The following is a 12,874-nucleotide window of genomic DNA, read 5'->3' on the forward strand; positions in this document are numbered from 1 at the left end:
CGGCGCTGCGCCGCCGGCTGGCCGGGCAGGGGCCGCCGGCCGGACCGGGCCAGGCCACGCCGGCACGGCCCGTCGCGCTGCGCGCCGAGCGGGTCAGCGTCGCCTACGGCCGGAAGGTCGCGGTGCGCGAGGTGGACCTGGCGCTGCGGGCCGGCGAGGTGACCGCGCTGATGGGGCGGAACGGCTCGGGCAAGTCCTCACTGCTGTGGGCGCTCCAGGGCTCGGGCCCGCGTCGCGCCGGAAGGGTGCGGGTGGGCGAGGCCGACCCGGGCGCGCTGGGCCCCGAGGAGGCCAGGCGGCTGGTCGGGCTGGTCCCGCAGAACGCCGCCGACCTGCTCTACCTCCAGACCGTGGCGGCCGAGTGCGCCCAGGCCGACGCCGAGTCGGCAGCCGAACCGGGCCGCTGCCGTGGCCTGTTGGACCGGATGGCGCCGGGCATAAGCGAGGCCGCCCATCCGCGCGACCTCTCCGAGGGGCAGCGGCTCGCCCTGGTGCTCGCTATCCAACTCACCGCCTCCCCACAGGTGTTGCTGCTGGACGAGCCGACCAGGGGCCTGGACTACGACGCCAAGCGCGCCTTCGGGGCCCTGGTGCGCCAACTGGCCGACGAGGGCGGCTCGGTGCTGGTCGCCACGCACGACGTGGAGTTCGTGGCCGGCACCGCCGACCGGGTGGTGGTGCTGGCCGACGGCGACCTGGTCGCGGACGGCCCAACCGCCGACGTGGTGTGCGCCTCGCCCGCGTTCGCCCCGCAGGTCGCCAAGGTGCTGCGGCCCGAACCCTGGCTGACGGTCGATCAGGTACGCGCCGCGTTGACGGCGACGGAGGTGGCGACGTGACGGGCCCGGACGTTCAACTGCCGCAGCGCGCGACGGCGTTGCGGGTCGGACCCCGCGCCGCCGTCGTGCTGGCGCTGGCCAGCGTGATCGGCCTGGCGATGTTCTGCTGGCCGCTGCTGCTGCCGCCGCAACCGCAGGAGGTGGCGCACGCCGACCAGGCGCAGCTGCTGTTCGTGCTGCTGCTGCCGGTGATCCTGGCCGTGGTGCTGGCCGAGGTCTCCGAGGGCGGCATCGACCCCAAGTCCCTTGCGCTGCTGGGGGTGTTGGCGGCCGTCAACGCGGCGCTGCGCCCGCTGGGGGCCGGCACGGCGGGCATCGAGACGGTGTTCTTCCTGCTGGTGCTGGCCGGCCGGGTCTTCGGCCCGGGCTTCGGCTTCGCGCTGGGCAACGTCTCGCTCTTCGCCTCCGCGCTGCTGACGGCCGGCATCGGCCCCTGGCTGCCGTTCCAGATGATGGCGGCCGGCTGGGTCGGCCTGGGCGCGGGGCTGCTGCCGCGCCGGGTGACGGGCCGCGCCGAGATCGCGCTGCTCGCCGGCTACGGGGTGGTCAGCGCCTATGCCTTCGGCTTCTTCATGAACCTGTGGTTCTGGCCGTTCGCCGTGGACGACGGCACCCAGCTGGCGATGGACCCCGAGGCCGGGCCGCTGGCCAATCTGCGCACCTTCGTCCTCTACACCCTGGCCACCTCCAGCCTCGGCTGGGACACCGGCCGGGCGGTGACCAACGCGGTCGCGATCTCCGTGCTGGGCCCCGCCGTCCTGGTGACGCTGCGCCGCGCCGCGCGGCGGGCCGCGTTCGACGCGCCCGTCGCGTTCACCCCGCCCGCCCGGCCGCTGCCGGCCCCGCCCGTCGAGGCGACGGCCCCGGCCCCGCCGGCCGAAGCGATCCCCGAACCGACCACCGAACCGACCACCGAAGCCACCACCGAACCGACCACCGCATCCGGCCCCGAGCCGGCCGTTCCACGGCCGGCCCCCGGCCTCGCCACCCTGTCCCGCTCCCTTGAGAAGGAACGTGAACACTGATGATTTCCACCGCCGTTGACCAGGACGCCCCGGGTCGGCGCCGCAGACCGTGGCGCCGCGCGGCGGCGCTCGCCACCGGGGCCGCGCTGGCCGGCTCGCTGCTGACGGTGCCGGGCGCCGCCGTCGCGGACGCGCCGCCCGAGCTGGAATCCCCGGCGGAGGCCGCCGTCACCTGGTCCGTCGCGCAGCTCACCGACGGCACCCACGCATCGGAGGACCACGGGCTGACCGCCGACCTGGTGATGGGCTTCGCCGCCACCGGCACGGCCGGCGAGGCCGCCGAGCGGGCCACCGACTGGCTGGAGGCCAACGCCGCCGCCTACGCCCGACGCGGCGGCCCCGAGGCGGTCAACGCCGGCGGCACCGCGAAGCTGGCGCTGGTGGCCTCGATCCAGCACCGCGACCCGGGCGACTTCGGCGGGCTCGACCTGACCGGGATGCTGCTGGAGCGGATGAACGAGGACGGCCGCTTCACCGACGCGGCGCCGACCGGCGACATGTCCAACCAGTTCAGCCAGTCCCTCGCGGTGCTCGCGCTGCGCCGCAGCGGCGAACTCCCGGACGAGGCCGTGGAGTTCCTCGCCTCGACGCGCTGTGCCGACGGTGGCTTCCCGCTCTCCCTCAGCCGCCGCCCCGACCGTTGCAACGCCGACACCGACTCCACCGGCATGGCCGTGCAGGCCCTGGTGGACGCCGGCCGGGCCGCCGACGCCGAGCCGGCGCTCGACTGGCTGGAGAGCCAGCAGCAGGACAACGGCGGCTTCGGCTACAACGCGACCAGCGCGCCCAACTCCAACTCCACCGCGCTGGCCGTCCAGGCGTTGATCGCCGGCGGACGCGCCGAGGCGGCCGAGGACGGCTGGGTCTGGCTGCGCGCCCTCCAGGCCGGCTGCGCGGCGGACGCCGCGGACCGGGGCGGCGTCGGCTACATGGACCCGATCATCGACGGGATGGCGCTGCGCGCCACCGCCCAGGTGATCCCGGCGCTGGCCGAGGTGCCGCTGGGCGAGATCGACGGCGCCGGCGCCGACCCCTCGCCCGGCCTGATCGAGTGCTATCCGGACGACGGCGGCGGCCCCGAGGGCGCCAGCCACGGCCTCACCGACGGCGCGGACGGCGGCGCCGAGGGCCCGGCGGCGGGCGGCGCCAGCGAGGGCGCCAACGGCGGTGACGACGGCGGGAGTTCGGACTCCGGCGCGGACGGCGGCGCGAGCGGCGACGCCGACGGCACCGAGCCGCCCGGCGACGACGACCCCAACGAGCCCGGCCCGGCGAGCACTTCGGGTGACCTCTCGGACGGCGGCAGTTCCCTCGGGGACTCCGGCGGCTCCGACGGGCTCGCCAGCGGCGGCGGCGACCGCGACGGCAACCTGGCCAGCACCGGCAACTCGACGTTGCCGCTGGTCGGTTGGGCCGCCGCGCTGCTGGCAGCCGGCGCGGGCCTGTGGGCCCTGGCCCACCACCGACGCCGCCGCTCCGCCTCCTGACCCCGGGCCGCCCGGGGTCCCGTGGGGCCCCCGGGCGGCGCCGGCCCGGTGCGCCATCCCGGCGCAACGCCTGATGTCAACTTCTCAGCTCAATCCCGCACGTTCTGAAGGAGATTCGCCATGTCCAGGCTCCTGTCCCGCTCCACCACGGCGCGCAGACGCGTGCTCGCCACCACCGCCGCGCTCGGCCTCGCCCTGCTGGCCGCCGCGCCGGCGGCCCAGGCCGAGGGGAACGTGTCGGCCGCCGCGCCGATCACCGTCTCCCTCACCGTGACCGGCCCCGACGGGGTGCTCTTCGACGGCGACGTCACCACCGACGGGCATGTCGTCAACCCGGCCACCGGCGGCGCCCAGCTGTGCGACGGCACCAACAACGGCGCCAACCCCTCCCCCGGCGCCACCCCGACGGCGGCCCTCGACGACGCCGCCGCCGAACACGGCTTCTCCTGGGACGGCGTCTGGTACGCCTCCTTCGACGACTACCTGGTGACCACCATCGACGGCCAGAGCCAGACCGCCGACGACTTCTGGCTGATCTCCGTCAACGGCACGGCGACCCCGGTCGGCGGCTGCCAGTTCCAGCTGGACGCCGGCGACCAGGTGGACTTCGCCTGGACCCCGGTCGGCTGACGGCCCGTCACGACGAACGACCGGTGCTCGGCGAGCCGCGCGGCTCGCCGGGCACCGGCGCGTCAACGCGGCGCGCACCATCGGGCGCGGTGGGACATGCCGCACGGGCGCGGCGCCGGGGACCATCGCTGCTCTCGGTGTCCGCGACAGGAGTCCGGTCCACGCCCCGACGTGCGCTCGCACCGCCGTGTCGGAACGCGTGAAAGGCTGTTCCCGGGAGCGCCGAAGGTTCCCGGCAACGCAGACCGACCGGAAGGGGCGACGGAGACGGTGTATGTCTCAAGGGTCCGAGTCCATGACATCAAGGGCTTCACCGGGGCGCGCACGGTGGACCTGGAACTGCCGGCGCGGGGCGGCTGGACGGTTGTCGCGGGACGAAACGGCTCGGGGAAGTCGTCCCTTCTCCAGGCGCTGGCGCTGTCGCTGGGCGGCCCCACCGTGGCTCGGAACCTGGTGGCCGACTTCGGCGACTGGGTGTCCGCCTGGGCCACCTGCGGCTACGTCGAGACGCGGGTGGTCCGGGACGGGCGGGACGCGTTCGTCGGCAGCGGACGGCGACCGGGGAAGGACACCATGGTGTTGGGCCTGGAGTGGCTCCGACCTGGCGCGCGGGGAAGTGAGCCGGACGGCCTCCGCCCCTCCCTGGAGACGTTCGATCACCGGGGGGAGACCACAAGCCACTGGGGCCTCAGAGGACCGTGGGCCGAGAACCCCCGGGGGTGGCTGTGCGCGGGCTACGGGCCCTTCCGCCGCCTGGTGGGCGGGTCCGGCGACGCGCAGCGGCTGATGTTGGCACCGGGCCCGGGTCGGATGGCGACACTCTTTCACGAGGAGGCCTCGCTGGCCGAAGGCGTGCCCTGGCTGGTCGACCTGCACCTGAGGCGGCTGGAGAACCGCCCGGGAGCGGCGGAGTTGCTGGAGAAGGTCGTCAGGATACTGGCGGACGGCCTGTTGCCCGATGGCTACCAGGTGCATGTACTGCGAGGACAGCCTCGGAACGGACATCGATCACTTCCAACCGATCGCGAACGCGCCCCTGCGAGCCTTCGAATGGGTCAACCAGCTGCTGGCCTGCTCGCACTGCAACAGCAACGAGAAGCGTGATGCCTACCCCTGCGACGCCGACGGGCTGTGTCTGCTGGTCGACCTGTCCAGAGAGGACCCCGCAGAGCACCTGACCCTTCTGCTGGCGGCCGGCGTGTACGAGCCCCGGACTCCCAAGGGGGAGACGACGATCGAAGTCTTCAAGCTCAATCGGCCCGATCTCGTGCGGGGCCGCAGAAACGCGTTCATCAGCACCGAGTCCAACCTCCAGAGCTGGTACCGCAGGCATCAGGAGGGCAACGAGACGCGGGCGGACCGCATCGCGACGGCCCTTCGGGAGTCCCCCTTCGCCGACGTCCTGCGGGCCATGGAGCGACTCCCCGAGAGAGTGGCGGTGATCGTCCTGGAGGAGGAGACCCTTCCCGCGCTGGAGACCTGGCTCACGGGCGGCTTCTCGCGGGTCGTCAGGGATCTCAACTCTTCATCGGAGAAGGGCGGTTGACGGGAGACGGGTCGCGACCCCCAACTCGACGGGCAGCGAGGACGCGCCCGCTCAGTCCAGCCGGGCGTCCAACAGCAGCTCGACGTCCGCGTCCCGCACCGTGAACTCCCGCACGGGCCAGGTCCGTTGCGGCAGTCCGGCGCCCGCCTCCGTGGTGTAGGCCGGCACCGAGAGCACCGCGCTCCCGTCATCGGAGACCAGCAGCTCGACGGTCAGCACCACCCCGTCGGAGAAGACCAGCTCCACCTCCAGGGGCCTCGGCCGCGCGGCGAAGCCCGCCGGGTCGGCCACGCCCTGGACGCGGACCGTGGCGCCCCGGAAGAGATGCGTGTGCCCGCAGACGGCCGGCAGCGGACCGCCCTCGGCGGGAACGGATGCGGCGGGTCGCGACATGGCTCTCCTCCGGGTTCTCCGGCACGTTCCGAGACTCGAACGGCGCGGCCGGCCGACCGCCGCCTCACCCCACCCTGCCCCCGCCGGCTCCGCCCCGCGCCCGGGACTGCGCCGTCCGCGTGAGCGCGGAAACGCCCGTGGTCGGCGGGAACGCCCGCCGGCTGCGGGCCCGGAAGCGGCCGAACCTGCCGGTCCTTCGACCTTTCCCCCGCATCGCCAACCACGCGGCCGGGCAACGCCGTTGGCGCCGGCGGGGGCCGCCCGCCCCGCCGCCCGCCCGGCAGGGCATGATGCGGGGAGACGACGTCGACGGACGGGAGCGTTCCGTGCGGATCACGGTGCTCGGGGCAACCGGTGGGGTCGGGGGCGAGGTGGTGCGCCAGGGGCTCGCGGCCGGCCACCGGGTGACGGCCGTGGTGCGCGACCCGGCGCGGCTGGCGATGCGGGAGCACACGGCGCTCACCGTGGTGACCGCCGACGCGCTGAGCGCGGCGGAGCTGACGCCGGCCGTCGAGGGCGCCGACGCCGTGCTCTCCGCGATGGGCGCGGCCGGCCGCAGGGCCCCACTGCGGGTGGCCACCGGCTCCGCCGAGGCGCTGGTGGCGGCCATGCGCACCGCCGGGGTGCGGCGGCTGCTGGCCGTCAGCGCCGCGCCGCTCAACAGCACGGGCGCCGGCCAGCCGTGGCTGACCAGGACCGTGCTCAACGGCCTGCTCTGGCGGGTCTTCGGCGCGGCCTACCGCGACCTGGAGGGCATGGAACGGGTGCTGAGCGGCAGCGGGTTGGCGTGGACGGCGGTGCGCCCGCCCCGGCTGACCGACGCGGCGGGCCGTGGCTCCTACCGGCTGGTCGTGGACGGCGGCCCGCCCGGCAACAGCGTGGCCAGGGCCGACGTGGCCCGCGCCCTGCTCGACCTGGTCGAACGCGAGGACACGGTCGGCAGGGCGGTCGGCGTCAGCGCCTGACGCGCCGGGCGCCCCGGCCAGCGCCGCCCGGCGGTCACGGCGGGCGTCTACTGGGGGCATGGCGAGGGCAACGGCCGACGGAGCGGCCGGGAGGAACGGGCCGGGAGCGGCGGTGCCGGACGCGGTGGCGCCGATGCTGGCGGTGGACGGCCGCCCGCCGACCGGCGCGGCGTGGGCCTACGAGTGGAAGTGGGACGGCTACCGCTGCTGTCTGCGGGTCGCCGCCGACGGCACCACCCGGCTGACCAGCCGCAACGGCAACGACCTCACCCCGACCTACCCCGAGCTGGCCCAGGCGGGCACCGGCCCACTGACCGGCCGCTCGGCCGTGCTGGACGGGGAGATCGTGGCGCTGGGCCCCGACGGCGGGCCGGACTTCGGCCGGCTGCAACGCCGCCACCAGCGGCGTCACCCCGGGCGGGCGCTGCTCGCCGAGATCCCGGTGGTGTTCTTCGCGTTCGACCTCCTGCTGCTGGACGGCGAGCGGCTGTTGGGCTGGCCCTACCGGCGGCGGCGCGCCTCGCTCGAGGCGCTGCCGGCGGACCCGGCCGGGCGGATCGCGGTGCCGCCGGCCCAGCTCGGCGTCGAGGCCGACCCGGAGCGGCTGCTGCGGGTGGCGGAGCGGCACGGCCTGGAGGGGCTGGTCGCCAAGCGGCTCGACTCCCCCTACCAGCCGGGCCGCCGCTCGCCGCGCTGGGTGAAGACGCCGCTGGTGCGCACGGTCGAGGTGGTGGTCGGCGGCTGGCAGGCGGGCGCCGGGCGGCGCGACGGAACGGTGGGCTCGCTGCTGGTCGGCGCCCACGACGAGGACGGCCGGCTGCGCTATGTCGGCCATGTGGGCAGCGGGTTCAGCGAGGCGGTGCTGGCCGATCTGGACGTGCGGCTGGCGGGGTTGGCCAGGGAGCACAGCCCGTTCGACGACGGGGTGCCGGGGCCCCGGGCCCGGCTGGCGCACTGGGTGGCGCCCACGCTGGTCGGGGAGGTGGCGTTCCGCGCGTGGACCAGGGAGGGGCGGCTGCGGCAGCCCTCGTGGCGCGGGCTGCGCCCCGACCGTGATCCAGCCCACGCCCGGTTGCCCTCCCGACCCCGCTGACATGCGAACCGTCGTTAACTTACGCTGAGGTTCATGGAGTCCACCTCACTGGCCGAGCTGGCGGAGGACGCGGCGGCGCTGGTGCCGGAGCGCGGACGCGCGGTGCTGGGCCTGGCGGGGCCGCCGGGCGCCGGCAAGTCGACGCTGGCCGGCTCGCTGGTGGCGGCGCTCGGCGAGGTCGCCGCGTATGTGCCGCTGGACGGGTTCCATCTCTCCAACGCGCAGCTGGACCGGCTGGGGCTGCGGTCCCGCAAGGGCTCCGAGCCCAGCTTCGACGCGCTGGGCTATGCGGCGCTGCTGGCCAGGCTGCTGGCGGCGGCCGGCAGGGAGGAGGTGTACGTGCCGGACTTCGACCGTTCGCTGGACGAGCCGGTGGCCGCGCGCCACCGGGTGGCCGCCGACGTTCGGCTGGTCGTCACCGAGGGGAACTACCTGGCGCTGGACGCCCCCGGCTGGCGTCAGGCGCGGGCGCTGATCGACCAACTCTGGTACGTGGACGCGCCGGAGGAGCTGCGGGACGCCCGGCTGGTGGCCAGGCACCGCCGGCACGGCCGCTCCTCGGCCGAGGCCCGCGCCTGGGTGGACAGCAACGACCGGCCCAACGCGCTGCTGGTGGCGGCCTCGCGGGGCCGCTGCGACCGGGTGGTGCTGACGGGTTCGCCCGCGACGGGCGCCGCCGGCGAGAGCCACCCCTATCCATCCCCAGAAACGTTCCCGTGAGCCGACTTAGGGGCTCCTTTAGGGCTCTGGTCTGAACTTTGCTGGTGGACACTTGTCCCCCGTACTCGTCACACGGAAGCGCGAGGCCATGGAGTTGACCGTACCCCCCGACGACGGCCTCACCCTGGCCGCCGACTTCCCCCAGGGCGACCGAGAACGGTGGCGCGCGCTGGCGGCCGGTGTTCTGCGGAAGGCGGGCGCCGGCGAGCTGTCGGGCGAGGAGGCCGAGCTGCGGCTGGCCACCCGACTGGAGGACGATGTGCGCACCCTGCCGCTGTACACGGCGGAGAACGCGGGGGCGGCGCCCGGCTACCCGGGGAGCGCGCCCTTCGTGCGCGGGGGCCGGCCCGAGGGCGGCGCGCTGGGCGGCTGGGAGATCAGGCAGCGCCATGTGCTGCCGGCGGCCGGGCCGTTGAACGAGGCGCTCCGCACCGACCTTGAACTGGGCGTCGCCGCGCTGTGGATCGCGGTCGGCGCAGGCGGGGTCCCGGTCGCCGACCTGCCGGCCGCCCTGGACGGTGTGCTGCTGGACCTGGCGCCCGTCGTGCTCGACGCCGGGGCCCAGTACCCGGACGCCGCGCGGGAGTTCCTGGCGCTGCTCGCCGCGCGCGGGGTCGCGCCCGAGGCGGCGCTCGGCGTGCTGGGCGCCGACCCGCTGGGCGTGCGGGCCCGCACCGGCCGGCCATCGGACCTGGGTCCGGCCGTGGAGTTGGCGGTGCGCTGCGCGCGGGAGTACCGGTCGCTGCGGGCGCTGGTGGTGGACGGGCTGCCGTTCCACGAGGCGGGCGCCTCGCCGGCGCAGGAGTTGGGCTGTTCGCTGGCGGCCGGCGTGGCGTATCTGCGGGCGTTGACCGACGGCGGCCTGTCGGTGGACGAGGCGCTGGGGCAGCTGGAGTTCCGCTACGCCGTGGACGCCGACCAGTTCCTCGGGATCGCGAAGCTGCGGGCGGCGCGCGCGCTGTGGGGGCGGGTGGCGCGGGCCAGCGGCGCCTCGGACGCGGCGGGCGCGCAGCGCCAACACGCCGTGACCTCACGGGTGATGATGACCCGTCGGGACCCGTGGGTGAACATGCTGCGCACCACGGTGGCGGCGTTCGCCGCCGGGGTGGGCGGCGCGGACGCGGTGACGGTGCTGCCGTTCGACGAGGGCCTGGGGCTCTCGGACGGGTTCTCGCGGCGCATCGCGCGGAACACCTCGACGATCCTGGTGGAGGAGTCGCACCTGGCGCGGGTGATCGACCCGGCGGGCGGCTCCTGGTATGTGGAGTCGCTGACCGGGGAGTTGGCGGCGGCGGGCTGGCGCTGGTTCCGCGAGATCGAGGCGGCCGGCGGGATGGCGGCGGCGCTGGAGTCGGGCCTGGTCGAGGAGCGGATCGCCGCGACCTGGCGGGAGCGGACGCGGCGCCTGGCGACGCGGCGCGAACCCGTCACCGGCGTCAGCGAGTTCCCGCTGCTGACGGAGGAGCCCGTGGTGCGCGAGCCGGCCCCGCCGGCGCCCGGCGGCGGGCTGCCGAGGGTGCGGCGCGACGACGCCTACGAGGCGCTGCGCGCCCGTTCCGACGCCCGGCTGGCGGCGACCGGGCAGCGCCCGAGGGTCTTCCTGGCGACGCTGGGCCCGGTGGCGGCGCACACCGCGCGGGCCTCGTTCGCCGCCAACCTGTTCCAGGCCGGCGGCATCGAGCCGGTCCGGCCGGAGGCGCCGGTGGACGCGGCGACGGCCGCCGAGGCGTTCCGCGCCAGCGGGGCGACGATCGCGTGCCTGTGCGGGTCCGACGACGGGTACGCCGAGCACGCCGCCGACGTGGCGCGGGCGCTGGCCGAGGCCGGGACGCGGCGGGTGTATCTGGCCGGGCGGCTGGAGCGACGGCCGCCGGACGTCGACGAGTTCGTCTTCAAGGGCGGCGACGCGGTGGCCACGCTGGACGGGGCACTCGATGTGATGGGAGTGGCGCGATGAGTGGTGTGATTCCGGACTTCTCCTCGATGGAGTGGGACGAGCCGCCCGCCCCGGGGACCGACCACGGGGCCGAGCGCTGGGCGGCGGCGGTCAAGGAACGGACCGGGCACTCGGTGCAGGACCTGGTGTGGCACACCCCGGAGGGCATCGACGTGCCGCCCCTGTACACCGCCGAGGACCTGGCCGGCCTTGACTTCCTCGACACCTACCCGGGCATGGCGCCGTTCCTGCGCGGCCCGTACCCGACGATGTACGTCAACCAGCCGTGGACGATCCGCCAGTACGCCGGCTTCTCCACCGCGCAGGAGTCCAACGCGTTCTACCGCCGCAACCTGGCGGCCGGCCAGAAGGGCCTGTCGGTCGCGTTCGACCTGCCCACCCACCGTGGCTACGACTCCGACCACCCCCGGGTGACCGGCGACGTCGGGATGGCCGGGGTGGCGATCGACTCCATCCTGGACATGCGGCAGCTCTTCGACGGCATCCCGCTGGACCGGATGTCGGTGTCGATGACCATGAACGGCGCGGTGCTGCCGGTGCTGGCGCTGTACATCGTCGCCGCCGAGGAACAGGGCGTGCCCGCCGCGAAGTTGGCCGGCACGATCCAGAACGACATCCTCAAGGAGTTCATGGTCCGCAACACCTACATCTACCCGCCGGGCCCCTCCATGCGGATCATCTCCGACATCTTCGCGTTCACCTCCCGCGAGATGCCCCGCTACAACTCGATCTCCATCTCCGGCTACCACATCCAGGAGGCCGGGGCGACGGCCGACCTGGAGCTGGCGTACACCCTGGCCGACGGCGTCGAGTACCTGCGCGCCGGCCGGGCCGCCGGCCTGGACGTCGACGCGTTCGCGCCCCGGCTGTCGTTCTTCTGGGGCATCGGGATGAACTTCTTCATGGAGGTCGCCAAGCTCCGCGCCGCGCGCCTGCTGTGGGCCAGGCTGGTCAACCAGTTCGAGCCGAGGAACCCCAAGTCCCTCTCGCTGCGCACCCATTCGCAGACCTCCGGCTGGTCGCTGACCGCGCAGGACGTGTTCAACAACGTGACCCGCACCTGTGTGGAGGCGATGGCCGCCACCCAGGGCCACACCCAGTCCCTGCACACCAACGCCCTGGACGAGGCCCTCGCCCTGCCCACGGACTTCTCCGCGCGCATCGCCCGCAACACCCAGATCCTCCTCCAGCAGGAGTCCGGCACCACCCGCGTCATCGACCCCTGGGGCGGCTCCGCCTACGTCGAGCGCCTCACCGGCGACCTCGCCCGGCGCGCCTGGGCCCACCTGGAGGAGATCGAACGGGCCGGCGGCATGGCCCGGGCCATCGACGCCGGCATCCCCAAGCTCCGCGTCGAGGAGGCCGCCGCCCGCACCCAGGCCCGCATCGACTCCGGGCGCCAGCCCGTCATCGGCGTCAACAAGTACCGCGTCGCCGAGGACCGGGCCATCGAGGTGCTCAAGGTCGACAACACCTCCGTGCGCGCCCAACAGATCGACAAGCTGCGGAGGTTGCGTGCCGAACGCGACGAGGACGCCTGCCGCGCCGCCCTGGAAGCCCTCACCCGCGCCGCCGACGGCGACGGCAACCTCCTCGAACACGCCGTGCGTGCCGCCCGCGCCCACGCCACCGTCGGGGAGATCTCCGACGCGCTGGAGAAGGTCTACGGACGGCACACCGGCGACGTCCGTACCATCTCCGGCGTGTACCGACACGAGGCAGGAGCCTCCTCCGCCATCGAGACCGCCCGCGCCCGCGTGGACGCCTTCGCCGAGGCCGAGGGGCGCCGACCCCGCATCCTGATCGCCAAGATGGGCCAGGACGGCCACGACCGGGGTCAGAAGGTGATCGCCACCGCGTTCGCCGACCTCGGCTTCGACGTGGACGTCGGCCCGCTCTTCCAGACGCCGGCCGAGGTCGCCCGGCAGGCCGTCGAGGCCGACACCCACCTCGTCGGCGTCTCCTCGCTCGCCGCCGGCCACCTGACGCTGGTGCCGGCGCTGCGCGAGGAGTTGGACGCGGCCGGCCGGGAGGACATCGGCATCGTCGTCGGCGGTGTCATCCCGCCCGACGACGTCCCCGCCCTCCACGAGGCGGGCGCGGTCGCCGTCTTCCCCCCGGGAACGGTCATCCCCGAGGCGGCCCTGAAGCTGCTGGACCACCTGGCGGAGACGTTGGGCCACGAGACGCCGCGGCGCGTAACGCGCGGCGCGCGTGGC

Annotated in this window: 11 protein-coding genes and 1 pseudogene; 11 read left to right on the plus strand and 1 reads right to left on the minus strand. The window is 75.0% G+C overall.

Features of this window, described 5'->3' with window-relative positions:
* The 6 genes and pseudogenes from EBN88_RS23680 to EBN88_RS31305 form a co-directional block, all read left to right on the plus strand.
* Positions 1-839 (plus strand): ATP-binding cassette domain-containing protein (locus tag EBN88_RS23680; RefSeq protein WP_122399099.1); only part of this gene is annotated, 839 nt, incomplete at its 5' end.
* Positions 836-1,864 (plus strand): ECF transporter S component, encoded by a 1,029-nt coding sequence (locus EBN88_RS23685; protein WP_325052782.1) that lies wholly within the window; start codon positions 836-838, stop codon positions 1,862-1,864. The genes EBN88_RS23680 and EBN88_RS23685, both read left to right, overlap by 4 nt.
* Positions 1,864-3,351: a prenyltransferase/squalene oxidase repeat-containing protein gene (locus EBN88_RS23690; RefSeq protein WP_122399100.1), complete on the plus strand. Its 1,488-nt coding sequence runs from the start codon at positions 1,864-1,866 to the stop codon at positions 3,349-3,351. The genes EBN88_RS23685 and EBN88_RS23690 overlap by 1 nt, the downstream gene beginning before the upstream one ends.
* A 120-nt stretch (positions 3,352-3,471) precedes the next feature.
* Positions 3,472-3,981 (plus strand): DUF4430 domain-containing protein, encoded by a 510-nt coding sequence (locus tag EBN88_RS23695; RefSeq protein ID WP_122399101.1) that lies wholly within the window; start codon positions 3,472-3,474, stop codon positions 3,979-3,981.
* Between the two features lie 96 nt (positions 3,982-4,077).
* Positions 4,078-4,407, plus strand: a pseudogene (locus tag EBN88_RS32080) (AAA family ATPase); the annotation flags it as partial.
* Positions 4,408-4,939: 532 nt separating this feature from the next.
* Positions 4,940-5,527, plus strand: a complete 588-nt coding sequence (locus EBN88_RS31305) for an HNH endonuclease family protein (protein ID WP_199742461.1) — start codon at positions 4,940-4,942, stop codon at positions 5,525-5,527.
* 51 nt (positions 5,528-5,578) lie between these two features.
* Here EBN88_RS31305 and EBN88_RS23710 read toward each other — a convergent pair whose 3' ends face one another.
* The gene (locus tag EBN88_RS23710) at positions 5,579-5,920 is read right to left on the minus strand and encodes a hypothetical protein (protein ID WP_122399103.1); all 342 of its coding nucleotides are present in this window, start codon (positions 5,918-5,920) and stop codon (positions 5,579-5,581) included.
* A 326-nt stretch (positions 5,921-6,246) separates the two neighbouring features.
* Between EBN88_RS23710 and EBN88_RS23715 the strand changes: the two genes are divergently transcribed.
* From EBN88_RS23715 to scpA, 5 genes are all read left to right on the plus strand, one after another.
* Positions 6,247-6,885 (plus strand): NAD(P)-dependent oxidoreductase, encoded by a 639-nt coding sequence (locus EBN88_RS23715; RefSeq protein WP_122399106.1) that lies wholly within the window; start codon positions 6,247-6,249, stop codon positions 6,883-6,885.
* A gap of 58 nt (positions 6,886-6,943) precedes the next feature.
* Positions 6,944-7,978: a non-homologous end-joining DNA ligase gene (gene ligD, locus EBN88_RS23720; RefSeq protein WP_199742462.1), complete on the plus strand. Its 1,035-nt coding sequence runs from the start codon at positions 6,944-6,946 to the stop codon at positions 7,976-7,978.
* Positions 7,979-8,011: 33 nt separating this feature from the next.
* The gene (locus EBN88_RS23725; RefSeq protein WP_122399104.1) at positions 8,012-8,698 is read left to right on the plus strand and encodes a nucleoside/nucleotide kinase family protein; all 687 of its coding nucleotides are present in this window, start codon (positions 8,012-8,014) and stop codon (positions 8,696-8,698) included.
* A gap of 94 nt (positions 8,699-8,792) precedes the next feature.
* Positions 8,793-10,655 carry a methylmalonyl-CoA mutase family protein gene (locus tag EBN88_RS23730; protein WP_122399109.1) on the plus strand — a complete coding sequence of 621 codons (1,863 nt, stop codon included), beginning with the start codon at positions 8,793-8,795 and terminating at the stop codon, positions 10,653-10,655.
* Positions 10,652-12,874: methylmalonyl-CoA mutase (gene scpA, locus EBN88_RS23735; RefSeq protein WP_199742463.1), on the plus strand; the 2,223-nt coding region annotated here is incomplete at its 3' end. The genes EBN88_RS23730 and scpA, both read left to right, overlap by 4 nt.

It is taken from the genome of Streptomyces triticirhizae, assembly GCF_003696235.1.
GTDB lineage: Bacteria > Actinomycetota > Actinomycetes > Streptomycetales > Streptomycetaceae > Streptomyces > Streptomyces triticirhizae.

What these genes read in the sequence shown, in the direction of transcription:
- EBN88_RS23690 (WP_122399100.1), top strand. Translation starts at nt 1,864, where the DNA reads ATGATTTCCACCGCCGTTGACCAGGACGCCCCGGGTCGGCGCCGCAGA.
- EBN88_RS23695 (WP_122399101.1), top strand. Translation starts at nt 3,472, where the DNA reads ATGTCCAGGCTCCTGTCCCGCTCCACCACGGCGCGCAGACGCGTGCTC.
- EBN88_RS31305 (WP_199742461.1), top strand. Translation starts at nt 4,940, where the DNA reads ATGGCTACCAGGTGCATGTACTGCGAGGACAGCCTCGGAACGGACATC.
- EBN88_RS23710 (WP_122399103.1), bottom strand. Translation starts at nt 5,920, where the DNA reads ATGTCGCGACCCGCCGCATCCGTTCCCGCCGAGGGCGGTCCGCTGCCG.
- ligD (WP_199742462.1), top strand. Translation starts at nt 6,944, where the DNA reads ATGGCGAGGGCAACGGCCGACGGAGCGGCCGGGAGGAACGGGCCGGGA.
- EBN88_RS23725 (WP_122399104.1), top strand. Translation starts at nt 8,012, where the DNA reads ATGGAGTCCACCTCACTGGCCGAGCTGGCGGAGGACGCGGCGGCGCTG.